The following is a 19,079-nucleotide window of genomic DNA, read 5'->3' on the forward strand; positions in this document are numbered from 1 at the left end:
CCATTGTCAAAAGGTGTACCTTATGACACAGCCAAAAAACAGGAGGAGGATCTATCCATGAAAAAAACAAGGAATCAGGAGCAAGCAGGCAGGCGAAGCCATCTAAAAAAGCTCAGAGGCAGGGTTACGGTGTCTGCATTTTTGCTGTTAATGTCCATTGGACTTGCCGGCTGCGGCAGCAACAGCAGCAGCCCTTCGGCTTCCGGCACGGCGGGCAGTAAGGCAAACGAGCAGGCACAGGCCGATACCAGTACGGAGTCACAGGCAGAGGCGCAGACAGATGCAGGAAATGAAGACGGACAGGAACTTACGCTGGCGGACGGCGCGGCCAAGCTGATTTATATGGATGATGCCTACATTTCGCTGATGTACTATGGGCCTTACGAAGATACCGGCAAACATTTGGAGGATAAGAACGGCGAATCTTTAGGTTCCCTGTTCCGTGAATGGACAGCCGGAAACGAAGCCTGGGGCCTGTTTACCTCGGAGGAATTCCCGGGAGAGGGACACAGCGCAGACGATGTGCTGCTTTCTGTGACGGATTACTCGGTCAGCTCGGAGCCAGAGGAATTCTATCCCCTGACAGAGACGCTGACGGAAGAAGAAGCTGAGACAATTGGCCTGGATGTCCTGGAGGGACATATTGGAAAGGTTCTCGCTGGCGAAGCTCACTGCGACGGTCACGGCTTTGAAGCTCCCCGGCTGTATATATTCTTTTATGACGAATATCATGATGAGATTCTTATGGATATGGACGGACTTGCTGACCGGTTCAGCTTTTATACGGAGGACGGAACGCCTCTCGAAGAGTGGTCTGAGGACTGTACGATGGAGCGGGAGACAAAGAGAGATTATATTTCCTTATATTTCAAGAACAAGGACAAAGATTATAATGCAGAGGCGAATGAAGCCATGTGCGAGGAATTTCGGGCATTGAAGCCGTATGCGCTCTACACTGCAAAGGACGGCACAACGAAACAGTTCCCGCTCTTCCCCGGAGAATAGTCTCCATGCGGGGCGGGAGGCTTTGAGAAAGCAGAGAAAAATTTATGATATAAGGGGGATTTAACATGCTGTTTATTATTCTTCTTGTCGCAGCGGTGATTGTCTTTTTCTACTTTGCGGGAAAGAAAGGGGAATCGAATGCGGAAGCGGCGGAAAAACCGCTTACGGATAAGAAGCTGGAAAAGAAACTGGAAAAGAAACTGAAAGGAATCCGGGAAATGCTTAATGACAGATACGAGGGGTATTCTCCGGCATATGTATATAATTTGCAGGAGCTGGCGAGGCTTACGGCGCAGGGGCAGGGCGTGGCGCAGGATACGGAGCTTGCATGCCGTCTCTGGGAGGAAGCCGTGGACGTGGCCCTGTTTGTGAAGATCGGCGGCTGGGGCAGCAGTGATGAGAAATTTCATTCCTTCGACGTGGATAAGATGGTGGATTTTTTCCTGGATGGAACCTATGTGCCCAGAGATCCGGAACGGGCCATGGGCATCGTGAATAAGCTGATCGACGCGGGAGAACCAAAAGCTGTGTACTTACGTCAGGACATCATCCGCCAGCAGCTCCCCGATGATGCGCCGGGAAAGAACGAATTCCTTCGCTCGGACTATGAGGCGAATTACCAGAAATACGTGGACGCCCTGAAACTTCTTCAAACAAAAAAACTGTTGGATCAGTACGCTTTCCAGACCGTGCGCCTGGCCGAGATAGAAAAGCTGGAGCCGGAATTTTTCGAGGCGGGATTTGATGAGAAATCGGCGAAGGGGCTGCCCTGGCTGCTTAAAAAGATCGGCTGGCCTGCTCCGGGCCCGGCCCCGGCCATTTCCCGCTCTCAGGCCCTGCAAGAACTGATTGAGAGCAACGAAGTGAGCGGGTACATGGATAACTCCTCAGATTATGAGGAGCTTGCAGAGGGAGGGGACGTGGAGGCCATGCGCCGCGCCGGACAGCTTCTCCGGGATGTGTGTTCCTCCTACCCGGGAAGCGATGAGGATACCCGCGGAATCCAGTGGCTTCAGAAAGCCGCGGACGCGGGAGACGCCCTGGCCCAGTATCTTCTGGATCCGAAGAAAACAGACGCGTCCGCCATGGCCGCGTTAGCCTGTACCGGGAACATAGAAGCGCTGTACGACCTGGGGCATATGGTGGAAAAAGGCTATGGAGGCCCCGCTTCCCCTGCCGCCGCTTTTATGATCTGGAATATGGCATGGAACCTGATCGGCGACTGCCGGGAGCGGAAGGATTATCATGGCATGGTCTGGAAATACAAACTGGCGAGAGCCCGGGGCGACATGCGGGAGGAGACGCTTCTTTTCTGGTGCGCGGGGGATGTAGATAAATCCGGCAAATTTTCCGTTGCGGGAAATTACAGTCCGGCCAGCTACGAGCTTCAGCGCAGCCATTTTGCGGAGAGAACAGAGAATGGATACCAATGGACGGGAGAAGAGGCATGGAGACACGACTACGCCAAGGCAAGACATCTGTACAATCTCCAGAAGGAAAGAGACACCTATTGGGGCCGTTATGTGGAACGTTTCTATACCGATGCCGACAGAAAGACCCCGAAACAGGAGCAGGCCGCGTATGAAAAGGTCGAGAGAGAACGCCGGGTGTGCAGCATCGCCCTTGCCATGCCAGGACTTCCGGATCTGGAGCTGATACGAAAAGGCATCATCCCGGACGACATCCGTCCGCTTGTGGCTCGGGCGGCGGCATCGCCTGTGGAACAGACCGCCGTTTTGCAGGAAAACGACTGCCGTATTCAGGATATGCCGCACTATATTTTTGATGAGATGAACCGCCGCTGGGCCTACACCGGGGTTCTGGGGGACGCCGTAAAATATTGTCTGGAAAATCAATCGGAGGCCATCCCCGGAGTCGATTCCCTGGATGTGCTGGACGATCATGTGGAGGCCTGGATCAGCCAGCGGCATATTCACGGGAATACGGCGGAGACCTTCACCCATACCTTCCACTGGTAAACGCAGCTCTTATGTGGAACCGTATATTCTATATCGAAAGGAAAAAGATAAAATGAAGAAAAGGTTCGTATTTCTGATTCTAACCGCAATGCTTGCGGGAATGACGGCGGCCTGCGCTAAAAAGGAGGCCAGCACAGACAAACCTGCCAGTGAGAGCAGGGAGGTGACAGAGCAGGCCAGCTCTGAGAAAAGCGTTGAAACCTCGGCCCATGTGGAGGAGAAGCCTCTGACGCTGGAGGAGTCGGAGCTTCGGTTTGTCTATGCCAAGGACAATTTTGTTGCAGTGGCGTTTCACGGCCCGGAAGATATTGGCATGTCTTTTTGCCAGTCGGACGGAAGCGAATTGGCGCCGAATGCTTTTTTAGGCTATGGCGATTTAGGCAATGGATGGACACTGGGAATCACCTACGAATTGTCTGAGAACTATACGGCTGATGATTTAGGACTCAGTGTCTCCGATTATGACGCTGAAAAAATGCCTGATGGTACATATGCCGAAAGGCTGTTTCCTGATTTGGGAGAGCCCATGACCGAAGAAGAGTTAAAAGAAATTGGATTTTCTTTCCTTGATGGGGCATGCTGTATCGTCGGTAATGCGCGCGGCATTTATGGCAAGGACTGTTTCGGAATGTTCTTCTCGATTTCCTTTTTTGATGATAATCATGGGAAAGAGCCGGATGAGATTGAGGGATTCCGTATGGATCGCTTTTCTTTCTTTGCCGGGGACGGAACGCCTCTGGGAGAGTATTTTGACGGCTACACCTTAAAGCTGGAGCCGCGCCATTTGTCCATGTACGTGTACCTGTATCAGGATGACGGCACAAAGGATGAGGCGAAGAATAAAAGCATGTGTGCGGAACTGAAGGCCTGCCATCCCTACGCAGTTTACACGGGTGCAGACGGCCAAACCCATCAGTTTCCGTTTTTTGAGAAATAGAAATTGGGTTTTGCCGGTGAGGGGAAAGGTGGTGTGCAGAATTGCGGTGCGGCAGCAGGAAGGAAAAACGACATTTATCATCGCATTTTGCCTTTGCATGTGATAAAATAAAACAAAGAGCAAAAAGAAGCGAAGGAGGTCTCCCATGCAGTACGTGAACCGCTGCCAATCCCCCATCGGAAAGATCCTGCTGGCCGCAGACGATACCGGCTTGACCGGCTTATGGTTTGAAGGGCAGAAATATTTCGGCCTTTATCTGGACAAAGAGCACGAGGAAAGAGAACTTCCCGTGTTCGAGCAGGCGAAACAATGGCTTGACGTCTATTTTTCAGGCAGAGAGCCGGATTTTAAAGTGCCGCTTCATTTCATCGGAACGGATTTCCAGAAAGAAGTGTGGGAAATCCTCTATTCCATCCCTTATGGACAGACGACGACCTACGGGGAAATTGCAAAGCAGCTGGCGGCAAAGCGCGGATTAGAACACATGTCGGCGCAGGCGGTCGGCGGGGCCGTGAGCCACAATGAGATTTCCATCCTCGTCCCCTGCCACCGGGTTGTGGGGACAAACGGAAGCCTGACCGGATACGCTGGCGGCATTGATAAGAAGATTGCGCTCCTTAAGCTGGAAGGCGCCCTGAAGGAAGAATACTTCATCCCCAGACACAGTACGGCACCGTAAAGGAGACATATGAAGCACCGAAAATGCATCCCATTTTTCGTATCCCTTTTCCTGCTGGTTCTTGCATATCTGTGGCTCCGCCCGGCAAACTTCCATAGCGGCAGCTTTTCCCGGGCGGATCTGCTGGAAGATTATGAGTATATGTGGTCTGCTCTGGAGGAAAATTTCCCCTTATTCGAGGCGGCCGAAAACCGCTATGGGATCGACAGAAAGGAAATTTACGCCAGATACAAAGACGCCCTGCTCCGGACGTCGGACATGGATGTAACAGAATTTTATGAGCTTTTGTCCGGCTGCCTCAGTGAATTCCGTTATACGTGCCATCTTTCCGTCGCCGATACGGAAGTGTTCCGGCTTAACCAGGAGGCGCATACCCGGTTTTCCAACGCAGAACTGGCGGCATACGGGGAAGAAAAGGCGGAACAGGCCTACGCATATCTGGAGCAGAAACAGCTCGAAGACGAAAAACAGCAGGACACGAAAGGAAAAGCCAGCTCTGCGCCGGAAAATGGTATCTACCTTAAATATTACGGAGAAGTCCCGGCGATTGTCATCGAGTCCTTTGCCTGCGCCGACATGGAGCAGGCCGGGAACATGGCAGAAAAGCTGAAATCCGTCTTAAAGGAGTGCAGTCAGGCGCCGGACATTGTAATTGACCTCAGAGGAAACAGCGGCGGAAACACACTGGTGTGGACAAACGGCTTTCTTCCATATTTGGGAAAGGACGAGCTGGTGATGACGTCTTACCAGGCAAGCATCAATGGGGAGCTGAACCGGAGCATGTTTCCCATCGACTTTTCAGCAGAGCCGCGGTATCGAGACACAACGTATGAAATCGAAAGCTTCCGGCTCGAGGAGGACACAGACCTTGAGGCGCTTACCGGCATGGAAATGGAGGCGCTCAGCGTCTCGGAACTTGAACGCTGCGACCTGTTTTTAAAGGTGACAAAACGGCAGACCTTTTCAGAAGAGGAATGCTGGGCGGCAGAAGGGAACCTCTGGTGCCTGATTGATTCGTCAACGGCATCGGCGGCCGCGAGCTTTGCATGGACGCTAAAAAGCGCCGGGCTTGCCGCGGTCATCGGCCCGGAAACAGGCGGAAAGATCGGCGGCGGGCTGCTGCCGCCCATGCAGGCGGCCATGATGCTTCCAAACAGCGGCCTGATTGTCCGATATGCCCCGTATTATATCCTGAACGAAGACGGAAGCTGCATGGACTTTGGCATGCATCCGGATATCACCGAAGAAAACCCGGAGTTCTGGATATGGAAGAATTTGGGCTGACATGCCGCCTGCCGCCTCTTCTTAATGGAATTTCACTTCCGGCAACAGGAATCGCTGCGGCTGATCCTAAGGAAAAGCGCAGCGATTCCTGCCGCAGCGAACGCCGCCTGTACCGTCCCGACGGCCGCTGGCACGGAGAACGCCGGATCTAACGTCCCGCACGCTAAGGGATACTGGCGAAAGAAGCTGCCGTTCCACATGCCGAAGGCGTCCGGGAGCGGGAGCACCAGGAGCAGAAGCAGGACGGCCATCCAGATAAGAAGGAGAACGTGATGCCTCTGCCCCAGAAGCCAGCCGCTCCCGAGCGAAAAAAGAAGCGGCGGGACGGCGGCCGCCATGGCAGGCAGAAACAGCTCTCCCCAGGAATGCCAGTGAAAATACACGCCGTAAAAGACCGCGGCCTCAGAAAATACAAGAACCGTCAGGAGGCAAGTACCGGATAAGGCGGCGGCGCAGCGTACTGCGCCGTACCGGCGGGGGGACATGGCAGCCGCCCTCGTGAGGACAGCCGCCCGCCTGGCCGCGGGAGCGGTGAAAAAGGTCAGGAAAAGCAATGTGCCGCTCCATAAAAACGGAAGGAGACGGCAGAGATAGTCCCCGAAGCTCCAGGCGGAAAACGGCGCCGTATGGGAAACGCCGAGAACCGTCACACGGTTTAACACCTGCCAGCCGTAAAACAGCAGGGTAAAGGCCAGCCCGGCAAAAAATTTGTTGAACAGAAGTCTCCGGCATTCATAGAAATAAATCTTAAGCAAGGTTCAAGTCCTCCTCTCTAAGCCCGCAGGCATCTAAAAATTCTTCATACGTCAAATACGGCGCCATGGGATCCGGCTCCCGGTTAAAGAGCCTGAAAAGAATCTGATCCATGGCCGCTTCCCCGCCAACCAGCGTTTCCGCTTTCAAAATTTTAAGAGGCATTTCGCAGTACCGCCGCACATAAGCCAGATCCTCCGTGATGAGAAGCTTCTTCTCCTCCGGCAGCATGTCCAGATATTCCGGATTCCGCACATAAAAATCCAGGTAATAATCCTCCACCGCCTCCTGCCACTGCTTTACATAGTGCTCTCTTGCATAGGCCTCGCCGTAAAGCTCCTTTACGATGCGCCAGGTGGTATAAACCGTGAGCCCTTCTGCCGACCAGGTGCCTTCCGGCTCCGAGGCATCGAACATGCAGCCGAGCCCCCACCACTGGTGCACCAGCTCATGAATCATCACTTCGCCGGGGACGGCGCCTTTTCCGGTGTCGCTTAAGTTTGCGGCGGTAAAATCGGCTTCGTCCAGAAGGCTTGCGCCGGTTGTGGCATAGCCGCCGCCCGAAACACGGCTCTGCACCAGCTTGAGCGAGCCGTCTGCGCCGAAAGAGGGAAGGCCGTAATGCTCTAAGCAGTAGGAGACGACGGCCTGCACGGCTTCTGAGGCATTGGCCGCCTCCATGACGGCCTGATGGCGGCGGCCGTAGTAAAACTCAATGGACAGCCCCCCGGCCTCAAAGACCTGCCGGACATAGTCCCCGGCGTAGAGGATGCCGCCTGTGCCGTTGTATTCATAGCGCCAGGTGGCAGTCCCGTCCGCATGTTCCGAGATAATTCTGGCTTCGCCCGTCCGGAAGGGGATGACGGTCATGGACTTTGGCAGCGTGATTTCCACGGCCGCCGGATACAGGTTTTCGTCGGGCATCACATTGAGGAGGCGCGGCGAAAGGGCAGCATTTTCCAGGCACAGGTATTCCTGGCTGATTTCCAAGCGGCCCTGCATGGCGGAGAGGCTGCGGCTCTCTTTCGGGAACCCGCCGTACTCCACCGTCAGCTCCACCTCTGTCTCTGCCGGGATTTCTGCGGTCAGCATGGCTTCGTTAAACTCCTGGTAGCCGCTGACGGAAAAGGGAACTTCCCGTCCATTTGCGCGGACGGAGGTGACGGCGTAGCCGGGATTGATCCCAAAGGCGGCGTCCTGGGCCTGTCCCGAGGTGTTCTGGAACCGGAAGGCGGCCCGGCCGGATACGGTTCCGGCGCCGGTATCCGGGAAAACCTGGGCAGAGCGCCCGGTGCAGACGACGTCCTCCAGCCATGGAAGTTCGAGAAAAGTCATCACGGTCTGGCCGGGATTTTCATGATCCACCATGGGCTGCCGGACGAAAGAAACGGCAGCGGCGGCAAGGAGGACGAATGTAGCGGCCGGCCGTCCGATATGCCGGAGATTTTGTCGGAAGGAGGCGGTAAATCCCAGCCCATAGCGGCGGATGCTGAGATAAGACAAAATCCATGCGCCGGACAGAGCCAAAAGCCAGGTGAGCCGCATGTAGGATACGGAGCGGAAAATCCGGAAGTTCGAGAAGTCATCGGACAAAGCCCAGACGCAGGGATTCAGCCACGAGAGCTGCCAGTGACCGGCCCAGACGGTGAGGCTTAAGCCGGAAAAGGCCAGAAAAACCACAGCCGAGAGATCCGCCCGCCTCGTAAACTGGCAGGCAGCGGCGGCCGAAAAAACCGAGAGCGGCAGGGAGGCGGCCATAAAAATCAGGAAGGAAAGGAAAAAATCGCTTTCGTCAAAGACAGAGCCGATCAGGCGCCGGCTTATAGGGAACCAGAACGTCATCGTAATCCCCGCCGCCAGAGCCGCCGTAAGAAGAAGGGCCGCAAGACGCACCTTCGCCATGAAAAGCGGGGAAACCACTGCGTCCGTCAGCACTTCCATGCGGTTTTGGGATGTCCGGTTCAGCTCGTAAATCGTGAGAAAGCCAAAAAGCAGGCCGCCTGCCGCACCGCCGGCGATGGCCGGGTTTGCAAGGTACATGGAAAGCATGGTTTTTGCAGAGGCCGGTTTATAAAGGATCAGGCCAAGAACCGGCGAAACCATGGTTAAAAGCAGGATAAGCCAGGTGAGACGGCTTTTTAAAAGCCGCCGAAATTCCAGGGAGAGAAGAGAAAACCGTTTCATTCTGCGGCCTCCTTTGAAAGGAGATAGAGGTAGGCGTCCTCCAGTGTCGGCTCCTCGGCACGGGCAAAATCCGGGAGCTCGGGGGATACCGTCCGGCAGCGGATGCCCTGGCTGGTATTGACCCTGGCGGTGATGGAAAGACCATGCCCTTTTGGCGCTTCGTCTTCCCAGAAGGTTCCCACATGGCCGCAGGCGAGCCGGATCAGCTCAGCCGGGCTTCCGGAAAACAGGACGTTTCCGTGGCTCAGGACGACGATCTGGCCGCAGACCGACTGCACGTCCTCGATAATATGGGTGGACAAAAGTACAAGGCGTTTCTGCGCCGCATGGGAGAACAGGTTCCGAAAGCGGAGCCGCTCCTCCGGGTCAAGCCCCACCGTGGGCTCATCGAGAATCAGGAGAGGCGGGTTTCCCAACAATGCCTGTGCGATGCCGACGCGCTGGCGCTGGCCGCCTGATAAGGTGCGGATTCTTGCCCGTGCTTTTTCCTCCAGGCCGACGGCGCAGATGGCTTCTCTGACGGCGTCCTTCTGGTTCTTCAGCTCTTTAAGGGCGGCCATATAGTCAAGGAACTGCGCCACCGTGAGTTCATCAAACAGGCCGAAGTCCTGGGGCAGGCAGCCGAGCTGCGCCTTCAGCCTGCGTTCCGCTTTGGGGAGCGGCGAGCCGTCAATGAGAACCTGGCCAGCCGTAGGCAGGAGAGCGGCCGTCAAAAGTTTCATGAGAGTAGACTTCCCGGCTCCGTTGGGGCCTAAAAGCCCGACGAGGCTCGGCGCGCGCAGGGTAAGGTTCAAATCCTTTAAAGCCTGCCTGCCGTTTTGGTACGTCATGCTGACGTTCTGAATGGCAATTTCCATGATGTTCACAATCCTTTCTTTCAGAATACAGGAAGGATACCAGGCTTTTATGGAGCAGGGCTGGAATTTTTATGTGTTTTATGTGGAGATTCTGCATTCCGGCGTTGGCCATGTCCGGAAAATTTTTATCTGTGCCGGTTTCTCCATCATAAATTCATAATTCCATGCTATACTGATGGACAGGTGATTGTTATGAAACGAATTTTAATTGCAGAAGATGAGCCGGATATCCAGGAGCTTCTCTGCGCCTATCTCCGGGAAGCCGGTTATGAGCCCCATGCGGTGGGGGACGGTGTGGCGGCACTTTCGATGTTTGAGGAAATGTCTTTCGACCTTGTCCTTTTAGATTTGATGCTCCCGAAAATCGACGGCTTCGGCGTCTGTGAGCTGATCCGCAGAAAGTCGCAGGTGCCCATTCTCATGGTTACGGCTCTGGACGGGGAGGCGGAACAGCTCCGCGGCTTCGGCATGGACATCGACGATTATGTGACGAAGCCCTTTTCCATGCCGGTGCTGTTGGAGAAAATCCGCGTGATCCTGCGTCGGAGCGGGGGCACGGGGACGGGGAACCGCCTTCATTATCGGGATGTGGACATGGATCTCGATACGAGGGAGACCATCGCAGGCGGAAAGCCCCTGGATCTGACGGCCAGGGAGTTTGAGCTTCTGTACACGTTCCTTTCGGAGCCGGGGCGCGTGTTTACGAGAGAAATGCTGCTTTCCAGGCTTTGGGGCTATGACTTTTTCGGCGATGAGCGCGTGGTGGACAGCCACATGAAAAATCTCCGCCGGAAGCTTGGGCGTGACTATATTGAAACCGTAAGGGGGATTGGCTACCGTGCTGCGAAAGAAAATCCGTGAAAGCCTGACCATCCGCATTTTTCTTATAACGGCGGTAATCCTGTTTTCCGCGTCGGCCGTTACCTTCGGCCTGATCGCATGGGTAACTCCTGTTACCTATACGGCCGTCATGAGCAGCGACTTAATGCGGCAGACGGAAAACCTTGTGAAACAGCTAAAAGAAGTGGAACTGGAAGAAAGCGGCGCTGTTATCGACTCGTTTATCCGCTCCGCCGGTGCCGACGCGGCCGTGACGGATCGTTACGGGATGCCGGTGGACACCGGTTCCAGCCTGTCTGTCGTTCCGGTTTATGAGGAAGAAAGCGGGACGGAAATCGCCGCGGTCATTGCAGAGGCGCCGGGCGGGAGCGGGGCAGACGGCACCGTGTCCGTCACCATGTCGGAACAGAGCGCGGTCATGGCCGACGTGCAGTTTGCAGGCAGCGAAGAACGGTACGTCCTTCACGTCACGCCCCGGATGCAGGCGGAAAACATGGCGGTGCGGGCCCTCATAAAGATGGCGCCGTGGCTGTTTGTCCTGCTGCTTTTTCTCTCGGTCGTCTGCGCCTTCGTCTATTCCAGGTACATTACCAGGCCTATTGTCCGCTTAAGCCATATCGCCGGACGGCTGGCAGAACTGGATTTTCAGTGGGAATGCGGGGAAAAACGGCAGGACGAAATCGGGAAGCTGGGCCGCAGCCTGGATCAGATGGCACGCAGGCTGTCCGGCGCTCTTAAAGAGTTAGAAGACGCTAATCGCATTCTGCGCGGAGAAGTGGAGAGGGAGAGGGAGCTGGACCGTCAGCGGATGGCGTTCTTTTCCGCCGCCTCCCATGAGCTTAAGACGCCGGTCACGATTTTAAAAGGCCAGCTTTCCGGCATGCTGGAGGGCGTGGATATCTACAAAGACCGGGACAAGTACCTGCTCCGCTCCCTCCAGGTGACGGGACGGATGGAAAAGCTGATTGAAGAGATGCTTTCCATCGCCCGCATGGAAGCCGGCGCGGAAACGGTGAAGAAAGAGCCGGTGGAACTGTCAAGAATTCTGGAAAAACAGGCGGCTCTTTACTCGGAGCTTGCGGCGCAGCGGGAACAGGTGTTTAAAACCTCCCTGACGCCTGGAATTTTTGTCTCCGGGGATGCCGCCCTTTTGGAAAAGGCCTTTGGAAATCTCCTTTCCAACGCGTCCCTTTATTCCCCGGCGGGAGCCAAAATCCGCCTTTGGTGCGGGAGACTGGAAGGCGTCCCTGCCGTGACGGTGGAAAACACGGGCGCCCGCATCGGAGAGGCCGCCCTGCCGCATCTTTTCGAGGCCTTTTACCGGGAAGACGGCTCGCGGAGCCGGAGCACCGGCGGCAGCGGCCTGGGGCTTTACCTGGTGCGGATGATTCTGGAGCGGCACGGAGGCGTCTGTGGGATGGAGAATACGGCGGAGGGGGTGCGGGCGGTTGTGAGGTTTTTAGAGGATGATCTCCATAGCCAGCATTCTGAACAAGCATAAAAAGGGAGACCTCTTTCTGGGAATTAAAAATGATGGAACGCCAAACCAATTTGAAATTAAGGATTCTACGGTGCGGGATGTTTCCTGAAAAATCTTTGAATCCATCAAACCGCAGATATTTCCTTCTGTCCGGATTGAAGAAATAGATGGTGTTGAGGTGATTCATGTTGCTTTCGAGGGAAGCGACATACCATATTCAGCTTTTGGAAGATACTATATCCGCATTGCGGATGAGGATCGTGAACTGACCCCGACCGAACTTCGCAGACTGATGATCGGTAAAGAATATGAGGATCATTGGGAAAATAAATTGTCCATCGAAACCGCCGAGGACGTTGATGTGGAAAGTTTAAAGAGCTTTTATGATAAAGCAGTTAAATGTGGGCGGTTGCCAGAGTTCTCATTTTCTGTCGATGGAATTTTGAAACAGCTTTACCTGTTAAGAGATGGGAAGCTTACCAATGCCGGACGAGTTCTTTTTTCCAAAAATAAACCTGTAACATTAAAAATGGCTGTGTTCGCAACGGAGCACAAAGAGACATCTCTGGATATCTGCCGGGAAGAAGGAAATCTTTTCCAATTGATTGATGCGGCTGTAAAATATGTTGTCAGAAATATTCGTTGGCGTGTAGTGTTGAATCCGGATGGGATTCATCGGGATGAAATCCCTGAGATACCGATTGAGGCTGTCCGTGAGGCTGTAATCAATAGCTTTGTACATGCCCGCTATGATATTCCCGTCCAACATGAGGTAGACATCTATTCAAATCGTATTGCCTTTGTTAATCCTGGCTCTTTTGCCAGTGAGTATGCCCCGGCAGATTATGCAAAATGGGATCTGCCGTCGGCATTGCGGAACGAGGTGATTGCCCAGGTGCTTTATCGCTGCAAGGATGTGGAATCTTTTGGATCCGGTTTGCGGAAAATCTATTCTGCCTGTGAACGGCAGAAAGTCGCTGTTACTTACGAGAATCATGAGTCTTATTTTTGTCTGGCGCTGTCACGTATGGATCGAAATATTGCGCCAAGTGACGCGATAAATGGCGTGATAAATGGCGCAATAAGTGAACAGGAAGCAGCAGTGCTTGGAATTTTGATGCGCAACGGAAATGCAACCGTGAATGAAATTGCCGTAGAACTTGGAAAATCTCCGAGAACGGTTAATCGTCTGTGTTCCGCACTGAAATCGAAGCAGCTAATAGAACGGATTGGTTCTAATAAAACTGGCTACTGGAAAACCAAGTAGTAGGAATAATCGGCATCCTATTTCTAAAAATGGTTTCATAAGGATGTCGTTGCCGCATCGGAGAGGCCGCCCTGCCGCATCTTTTCGAGGCCTTTTACCGGGAAGAGGCCTTCGCGGAGCCGGAGCACCGGCGGCAGCGGCCTGGGGCTTTACCTGGTGCGGATGATTCTGGAGCGGCACGGAGGCGTCTGTGAGATGGAGAATACGGCGGAGGGGGTGCGGGCGGTTGTGAGGTTTTTAGGAAGGGATGGGCAAAACGGGAGTGTGAGGCAGGAATAGCCGTCAAATCACTTTATTTTCCAGATAGCATTCCAGAAGATACGAAGGATTTTCGTAATACATGCTGCTGTTGTAATCGTCGATTTTTCCGCTGATAAAGGAGTGGTAGACCCGCCATAATGCCTCCAGGATTCCGCATTGTTCCTCCTGGGCCACGCCTTTAATCAGCCGTTTATACACTTTCCCAATGTCCCAATGGGACGGAATCGCATAGCCGCATGTTTTTACATTGTCAAAAGTGCCTGTTTGGATTCCGGCTTCCCTGATAAAATCATCGCTGACACGGTCAATATTGTCACTGTGGTAGATGTCTGCGAGCTCGTAAATCTTTGCGAGCCGCTTTTTTCCTAACTGGTTCACAACCTCAACACGTTCATTTTTTGTTTTCCGTGCGATATAATCAATCAGACTGCATGTGAAAAATAAATCGTTGTCTTTTGGATTTTCCCGTCCATATCCTACCATTGCGTTTGAACCTCCTCAAATCCGCGATACTCCAGGCATTTTAATGCTTCTTTGGTGCAGAAATTGATCTGGTGAGTGGGGTACTTGAATTTTGCCAATACCCAAAACTGCTCGCGGGTAATCGCTCCGTCCACATAGTCAGAAATGTAATTGTAAATCTGATCATTCGCCATGGCACCGATTACAATATCATAATCATGGCTTTTGCCGCTTCGGCAGGCGATAATAAAATCCAGCCACTCATCCGTCATATCTATAAACTCTTTGATCTTCAAATCCGGATTCAATCGTACTTCATAAATGGATACGATTTTTGTGTCATAGCGTTTTGCCCATCTTTGTGCCTGTTCTTTGATAACCGTACAGTAGAACCCTGTTCCGAAATCCTTGGTATTTCTCCCAAGACGAATCTCAGGATGCTCAACTGGCATATAACTGCCATGATATACCGTCATTTTTGCCATTAAAATTCCCCTTTTTTACATGAAAATTCCTACACAGAACCATTTATCAGTCCAAGTATAGCACATCTTCCTGCCGTAAACAATCACCGTCAGTTCCCGGTCAGGCAGCTCCCTCATCCCACCTTCCTGAAAACATCAACCGCATGGCTCGTAATCCCCACCAGATCTTCCCGCTCACACACGGCGAAATGATACTTCAAATAAAGCGCAAAGGTCTCCTCATCCATGGCGTCGATGGCCTCCCGCAGTAACAGGGCGCAGCCGTCGGAGGCGGCATAGTGAAGCCTTTCGACGGGAAAGCCGGCCATCAGACGGTCGACGTCCTCCTTCCGCACCAGCTCAAACAAATCCTCAGGCCCTGACCTGGCGGTAAAGCTCTCCGGCTCTAAAAGCCCGTTTTTCACATAATCGGCGACGCTTATGTTCCCGCGAAGAAAGCCCTCGTCGATCAGGCAGCCGTCGGAGATGACGTATGCGGCAAAAAGAATTCCGCCTGTCTTTGTCACCCGCAGGGCTTCTCGGATGGCCTGCCGTTTGTCCGCGTCGGTGTAAAGATGGTAGAGCGGCCCCAAAAGGAGCGTGAGATCGTACTGTTCCTCCGAAAGAAACGAAAGATCCAGGGCATTTCCATGGAAAACAGAGAGATTTTCCCCTTCTTCCGTATTCTCTTTCAGCACTTCGATGTTGTGTTCCACCAGCTCCACCGCCGACACCTCATAGCCGCGCCTTGCAAGCGCATGGGAATAACGCCCGGTTCCGGCGCCGATTTCAAGGATCCGGAAGCCCGGCCTTAAATATTTTTCGATATAGTGCATGGTGGTGAGAAATTCCACGGAGCCGTGCCGGGACGCAAGGCGGCCGTCCTCGTCGTAATGGCGGTAAAAATCAATCAGATACCGGTTCGTCATGCTTTTCCATCTCCTTTTCCTGTGAAATCATGGCATCCAGAAAATTTTCAAGCCGCATTTCGGCCTCCTTAAGACTCCACGAGAGCTTCCCGGCGGCCATCAGGACAGCCATGCCGTGGGAATAAAGGAAAAGGTCGAGGAAAATTTCCCGCCCCCGCACTGGTTCCAGGCCGAGAAGTCCCGAAAACTCCCTGGCTTTTTTTTCGTTTCCAAGCTCCCTATAAAAGTCGTCCGCCGCCTTCATGTCAAGCTCCATGGCATCGACGAACAGAAGCCGGAAAAGATGGGGCTCTTCCTTCGCAAAAGCGAGATAGGAGAGCGGCAGGCGAAGACATGGCGCAACCGGAAAAGCCTTTCCATAGTCATCGGCATACTGCTCATAAAAAGCAAAGGCGAAATCCAGGAATTCTTTCTTTAATTCCTCCATATTTTCACAGCAGGTGAAAATAGGACGCGTGGAACATCCCAGGCTGTCTGCAATACTCCTTGCGTTCACGGCCTCGAAGCCGAGCGTGCGGGTGAGTGCAAGGACCGTATCTAAAATCATGGGTTTTGTTATTTTCGCTTTCGGCGGCATTTTTACATTTCCTCATCTTATACGATAAAAAACAAATGTTACATAACGATTGTTGCATGAAAGCGAGGAATTGTCAAGGGGAATCTTCTGTACAAATAGCGGGAAAGCCGATATAATAAGGATAGATTTGTGCGAAATAAAAGGGGAAAGAGGGGTTATTATGTATCAGCTTATCATCAAAAACACCCGTATCATCGACGGAACCGGCTCCCCGGCATACCGGGCAGACCTGGCCGTCATGGACGGGAAAATCGCAGCGATTGCGCCGGAAATCCATGAGGAGGCAGAGCTTGTGATCGACGGAGAGGGGCTTGTGACGGCGCCGGGCTTTATCGACATCCATTCCCACTCGGACACGTATTTTCTCGTGGACGACCGGGGAGAAAGCCGGATTTATCAGGGTGTGACGAGTGAGCTTGCCGGCCAGTGCGGCAGCACGATTTATCCATGCCCGGCAGAAAACCTTTCCTGGATGCGGAAATTTGCCGGCCGGGAAGCCGCGGAATACGCGTCGCCGTCCTTTTCGGAATTTTTAAAGAAGGTGAAGCGGGACGGAAAGAAGATGGGAACGAACCTGATCCCGTTAATCGGCCATGGGGCGCTCCGTGGCGGCGTCATGGGCTATGACGACAGAAAGGCATCGAAGGCGGAGCTGGATGCCATGAGAGAGCTTCTTGACGCAGACATGCGTGCCGGTGCATGGGGCCTTTCTCTGGGACTTGGATACACGCCGGGCGTGTCGTCGGATCAGGAGGAACTTTGCTCCCTCGGGGAGATCGTCGCCAGGTACGGCGGCATCGTCACCTCCCATATGCGTGACCAGGGCCTCGGGACGCCGAAGTCCCTGGAGGAAATGTATGAGATTTACAGGCAGACAGGCGCCCATGTCCACATTGCCCACTTTAAAGCCAGCGGCCGCGCCGCCTGGGGACATGCGGCCGAGTACATCGAAAATGTCCATGAGGCCCAGAAAGCGGGCATCCATGTGACGGCAGACGTCTACCCCTATACGGCGTCTTCCTCCGGCATCACCAATTCGTTCCCCAAATGGTCAATCCAGGGCGGAAGGCAGACGGCCGTGCGAATGCTAAAGGATGAAAAAGAGAGAGGGCGTCTGATGGCAGAGCTGGAAAAGACCTTCTGTGATCAGGCAGCCGGAGAGTCCCTTCTCGTGGTGACGACGGACGGCCGATTTGAACAGGCCGACGGGAAGACGATCTGGCAGATCAGTAAGGAGCTTCACTGTTCCATGGCGGAGGCGGCTGCAAAAGTGGCCGTGGAGACTGATGCGGGGGCTGTCTGCATCTCCTTTGCCATGTGCGAGGAGGACGTGGATCTGATGCTGCGCCAAAACGATTTCTCCATCGGAAGCGACGGGCGTTCCTTATCCCTGTCCCCGGAGGACAACCAGGGAAAGCCCCATCCGAGAAACTACGGCACCTTCCCGAGATTCCTGCGGCTGGCGAGGGAGAAAAAGCTTTGCAGCCTGGAGACGGCCGTGCGCCGGATGACGGGGCAGTCGGCCGAGTACATCGGCTTAAAAGACCGCGGGTTTATAAAAGAGGGCATGACGGCAGACCTGACCGTCTTTGACCCGGAGACCGTGACCGACAAGGCCACCTACGAAAATCCGTTCCAGAAGCCGGAGGGGATCGTCCATGTGTTCATGGGCGGAAAACCGGCGCTGTTATACGGAAAGCAGACGAAAGAGCGGCTCGGAACCTTCTTATTAAGAGAGTAGGGACAAAAAAGGCCGCCCGGCATCCGTGGAAATGCGGGAGCCGGGCGGCCAGATTCATTTTTCTCTTACTTCTGATTCTTCTCCACTTCCGCCATCTTCATCGCCCGAACCTTAGTGGAAAGGCCGTAGAGGTTGATGAAGCCGGAGGCGTCGTGGTGATCGTAGAGGTCGCCTGTGGTGAAGGAAGCGATGCTCTCATTGTAGAGGGAATACGGGGACGTGGTGCCCTGCTTGATGATGTTGCCCTTATAGAGCTTCATCTTGCATTCGCCGGTCACGTACTCCTGGGTGGACTCCACGAAAGCCTGGAGCGCCTCACGCAGGGGGCTGAACCATTTTGCGGAATAAACCACATCGGCAAACTCGTTGTCGATGTTCTTCTTGTATTTCAGGGTTTCCTTGTCGAGGATCAGCTCCTCAAGCTGCTTGTGGGCCTCGATCAGGATGGTGCCGCCGGGAGTCTCATAGACGCCGCGGGACTTCATGCCGACCATACGGTTTTCTACGATATCGGTGATGCCGATGCCGTGCTTTCCGCCCAGCTCGTTGAGCTTTGTAAGCAGGTCAGCGTATTTCATCTTCTCACCGTTTAATGCAACCGGGACGCCCTTTTCAAAGGAGATGGTAATCTCTGCGCCTTCCTCCGGCGCCTTCTCCGGCGTCACGCCGAGGACGAGCATGTGATCGTAGTTGGGAGCGGCAGCCGGGTCTTCCAACTCCAGTCCCTCATGGCTGATGTGCCAGATGTTTCTGTCGCGGCTGTAACTGTTGTCAGCCTTGAACGGCAGGTCGATGTTGTGCTTTGCACAGTATTCTAACTCCTCCTCGCGGGACTGGATGTTCCATGTCCTCCAGGGAGCGATGATCTTCATTTCCGGAGCCAGCGCCTTGATGCCAAGCTCGAAGCGCACCTGATCGTTTCCTTTTCCCGTAGCGCCGTGGCAGATGGCGACAGCGCCCTCTTTCTTTGCGATGTCCACAAGGATTTTTGCGATCAGCGGACGGGCCATGGCCGTGCCGATCAGATATTTGTATTCATAAGTCGCGTTGGCCTTTACGCAGGGAGCGATGTACTCCTCGCAGAACTCGTCGGTCACGTGCTCGATGTAAAGCTTGGATGCGCCGCAGTATTTTGCGCGCGCTTCAAGGCCGTCCAGCTCATTTCCCTGTCCCACGTCGATGCAGACGCAGATGACTTCATAATCGTAGTTTTCCTGTAACCACGGAATCAGAACGGTGGTATCAAGACCGCCGGAATATGCAAGAATTACTTTTTCCTTCATAACTTTCTCCTCCAGAGCTTTTTAATAGGTTCGATGCTTTAATCAATATACAACCCGTTTCCGGAAAAGTCAAGCAGAAAATGAATTTTTATAAATG

17 protein-coding genes and 1 pseudogene are annotated in these 19,079 nt (G+C 53.8%); 10 read left to right on the top strand and 8 right to left on the bottom strand.

Features of this window, described 5'->3' with window-relative positions; translation table 11 throughout:
• Positions 1-57: 57 nt before the first annotated feature.
• From KE531_14550 to KE531_14570, 5 genes are all read left to right on the top strand, one after another.
• Positions 58-1,005 (top strand): hypothetical protein, encoded by a 948-nt coding sequence (locus tag KE531_14550; protein MBR9954808.1) that lies wholly within the window; start codon positions 58-60, stop codon positions 1,003-1,005.
• A gap of 65 nt (positions 1,006-1,070) precedes the next feature.
• Complete coding sequence (locus tag KE531_14555; GenBank protein MBR9954809.1) at positions 1,071-2,984, top strand: hypothetical protein; 1,914 nt, start codon at positions 1,071-1,073, stop codon at positions 2,982-2,984.
• Between the two features lie 52 nt (positions 2,985-3,036).
• Positions 3,037-3,921 carry a hypothetical protein gene (locus tag KE531_14560; protein ID MBR9954810.1) on the top strand — a complete coding sequence of 295 codons (885 nt, stop codon included), beginning with the start codon at positions 3,037-3,039 and terminating at the stop codon, positions 3,919-3,921.
• A gap of 145 nt (positions 3,922-4,066) precedes the next feature.
• Entirely contained in the window at positions 4,067-4,600 is a 534-nt protein-coding gene (locus KE531_14565; protein ID MBR9954811.1) for a methylated-DNA--[protein]-cysteine S-methyltransferase, read from the top strand.
• 9 nt (positions 4,601-4,609) lie between these two features.
• Positions 4,610-5,884, top strand: a complete 1,275-nt coding sequence (locus tag KE531_14570) for a hypothetical protein (protein ID MBR9954812.1) — start codon at positions 4,610-4,612, stop codon at positions 5,882-5,884.
• A gap of 32 nt (positions 5,885-5,916) precedes the next feature.
• Here KE531_14570 and KE531_14575 read toward each other — a convergent pair whose 3' ends face one another.
• From KE531_14575 to KE531_14585, 3 genes are read right to left on the bottom strand one after another with little or no spacing between them, the layout of a single operon-like run.
• Positions 5,917-6,639, bottom strand: coding sequence for a hypothetical protein (locus KE531_14575; GenBank protein MBR9954813.1), 723 nt, complete (start codon positions 6,637-6,639; stop codon positions 5,917-5,919).
• Complete coding sequence (locus KE531_14580; GenBank protein ID MBR9954814.1) at positions 6,632-8,821, bottom strand: hypothetical protein; 2,190 nt, start codon at positions 8,819-8,821, stop codon at positions 6,632-6,634. The genes KE531_14575 and KE531_14580 overlap by 8 nt, the downstream gene beginning before the upstream one ends.
• Positions 8,818-9,678, bottom strand: a complete 861-nt coding sequence (locus KE531_14585; protein MBR9954815.1) for an ATP-binding cassette domain-containing protein — start codon at positions 9,676-9,678, stop codon at positions 8,818-8,820. Before KE531_14585 ends, KE531_14580 begins: the two co-directional genes overlap by 4 nt.
• A gap of 192 nt (positions 9,679-9,870) precedes the next feature.
• On the opposite strand from KE531_14585, the gene KE531_14590 reads away from it, so the two are divergent.
• The 4 genes and pseudogenes from KE531_14590 to KE531_14605 all read left to right on the top strand — a co-directional run bounded on the left by KE531_14590 (position 9,871) and on the right by KE531_14605 (position 13,544).
• Positions 9,871-10,539: a response regulator transcription factor gene (locus tag KE531_14590; GenBank protein ID MBR9954816.1), complete on the top strand. Its 669-nt coding sequence runs from the start codon at positions 9,871-9,873 to the stop codon at positions 10,537-10,539.
• Complete coding sequence (locus KE531_14595) at positions 10,517-12,019, top strand: HAMP domain-containing protein (GenBank protein ID MBR9954817.1); 1,503 nt, start codon at positions 10,517-10,519, stop codon at positions 12,017-12,019. The genes KE531_14590 and KE531_14595 overlap by 23 nt, the downstream gene beginning before the upstream one ends.
• 157 nt (positions 12,020-12,176) lie before the next feature.
• The gene (locus tag KE531_14600) at positions 12,177-13,265 is read left to right on the top strand and encodes a winged helix-turn-helix transcriptional regulator (protein ID MBR9954818.1); all 1,089 of its coding nucleotides are present in this window, start codon (positions 12,177-12,179) and stop codon (positions 13,263-13,265) included.
• A 56-nt stretch (positions 13,266-13,321) separates the two neighbouring features.
• Positions 13,322-13,544 (top strand): annotated as a pseudogene (locus tag KE531_14605) (sensor histidine kinase).
• Positions 13,545-13,547: 3 nt separating this feature from the next.
• Here the strand turns inward: KE531_14605 and KE531_14610 are convergent.
• From KE531_14610 to KE531_14625, 4 genes are all read right to left on the bottom strand, one after another.
• Positions 13,548-14,009 (bottom strand): hypothetical protein, encoded by a 462-nt coding sequence (locus KE531_14610; protein MBR9954819.1) that lies wholly within the window; start codon positions 14,007-14,009, stop codon positions 13,548-13,550.
• The gene (locus KE531_14615; GenBank protein ID MBR9954820.1) at positions 14,003-14,473 is read right to left on the bottom strand and encodes a DUF3990 domain-containing protein; all 471 of its coding nucleotides are present in this window, start codon (positions 14,471-14,473) and stop codon (positions 14,003-14,005) included. The genes KE531_14610 and KE531_14615 overlap by 7 nt, the downstream gene beginning before the upstream one ends.
• A 113-nt stretch (positions 14,474-14,586) precedes the next feature.
• On the bottom strand, positions 14,587-15,381 hold the full coding sequence (locus KE531_14620) for a class I SAM-dependent methyltransferase (protein MBR9954821.1): 795 nt from the start codon (positions 15,379-15,381) through the stop codon (positions 14,587-14,589).
• On the bottom strand, positions 15,359-15,958 hold the full coding sequence (locus KE531_14625; protein ID MBR9954822.1) for a TetR/AcrR family transcriptional regulator: 600 nt from the start codon (positions 15,956-15,958) through the stop codon (positions 15,359-15,361). The genes KE531_14620 and KE531_14625 overlap by 23 nt, the downstream gene beginning before the upstream one ends.
• A gap of 160 nt (positions 15,959-16,118) precedes the next feature.
• Between KE531_14625 and KE531_14630 the strand changes: the two genes are divergently transcribed.
• Positions 16,119-17,699, top strand: a complete 1,581-nt coding sequence (locus KE531_14630; GenBank protein ID MBR9954823.1) for a D-aminoacylase — start codon at positions 16,119-16,121, stop codon at positions 17,697-17,699.
• 65 nt (positions 17,700-17,764) lie between these two features.
• Here KE531_14630 and KE531_14635 read toward each other — a convergent pair whose 3' ends face one another.
• The gene (locus KE531_14635) at positions 17,765-18,982 is read right to left on the bottom strand and encodes an argininosuccinate synthase (protein ID MBR9954824.1); all 1,218 of its coding nucleotides are present in this window, start codon (positions 18,980-18,982) and stop codon (positions 17,765-17,767) included.
• Positions 18,983-19,079 lie beyond the last annotated feature (97 nt).

Source organism: Eubacteriaceae bacterium Marseille-Q4139 (assembly GCA_018223415.1).
In the GTDB taxonomy this organism is placed as follows: Bacteria; Bacillota; Clostridia; order Lachnospirales; family Lachnospiraceae; genus CABSIM01.

What these genes read in the sequence shown, in the direction of transcription:
- KE531_14550 (MBR9954808.1), top strand. Translation starts at nt 58, where the DNA reads ATGAAAAAAACAAGGAATCAGGAGCAAGCAGGCAGGCGAAGCCATCTA.
- KE531_14555 (MBR9954809.1), top strand. Translation starts at nt 1,071, where the DNA reads ATGCTGTTTATTATTCTTCTTGTCGCAGCGGTGATTGTCTTTTTCTAC.
- KE531_14560 (MBR9954810.1), top strand. Translation starts at nt 3,037, where the DNA reads ATGAAGAAAAGGTTCGTATTTCTGATTCTAACCGCAATGCTTGCGGGA.
- KE531_14565 (MBR9954811.1), top strand. Translation starts at nt 4,067, where the DNA reads ATGCAGTACGTGAACCGCTGCCAATCCCCCATCGGAAAGATCCTGCTG.
- KE531_14570 (MBR9954812.1), top strand. Translation starts at nt 4,610, where the DNA reads ATGAAGCACCGAAAATGCATCCCATTTTTCGTATCCCTTTTCCTGCTG.
- KE531_14580 (MBR9954814.1), bottom strand. Translation starts at nt 8,821, where the DNA reads ATGAAACGGTTTTCTCTTCTCTCCCTGGAATTTCGGCGGCTTTTAAAA.
- KE531_14585 (MBR9954815.1), bottom strand. Translation starts at nt 9,678, where the DNA reads ATGGAAATTGCCATTCAGAACGTCAGCATGACGTACCAAAACGGCAGG.
- KE531_14590 (MBR9954816.1), top strand. Translation starts at nt 9,871, where the DNA reads ATGAAACGAATTTTAATTGCAGAAGATGAGCCGGATATCCAGGAGCTT.
- KE531_14610 (MBR9954819.1), bottom strand. Translation starts at nt 14,009, where the DNA reads ATGGTAGGATATGGACGGGAAAATCCAAAAGACAACGATTTATTTTTC.
- KE531_14615 (MBR9954820.1), bottom strand. Translation starts at nt 14,473, where the DNA reads ATGGCAAAAATGACGGTATATCATGGCAGTTATATGCCAGTTGAGCAT.
- KE531_14620 (MBR9954821.1), bottom strand. Translation starts at nt 15,381, where the DNA reads ATGACGAACCGGTATCTGATTGATTTTTACCGCCATTACGACGAGGAC.
- KE531_14625 (MBR9954822.1), bottom strand. Translation starts at nt 15,958, where the DNA reads ATGCCGCCGAAAGCGAAAATAACAAAACCCATGATTTTAGATACGGTC.
- KE531_14630 (MBR9954823.1), top strand. Translation starts at nt 16,119, where the DNA reads ATGTATCAGCTTATCATCAAAAACACCCGTATCATCGACGGAACCGGC.
- KE531_14635 (MBR9954824.1), bottom strand. Translation starts at nt 18,982, where the DNA reads ATGAAGGAAAAAGTAATTCTTGCATATTCCGGCGGTCTTGATACCACC.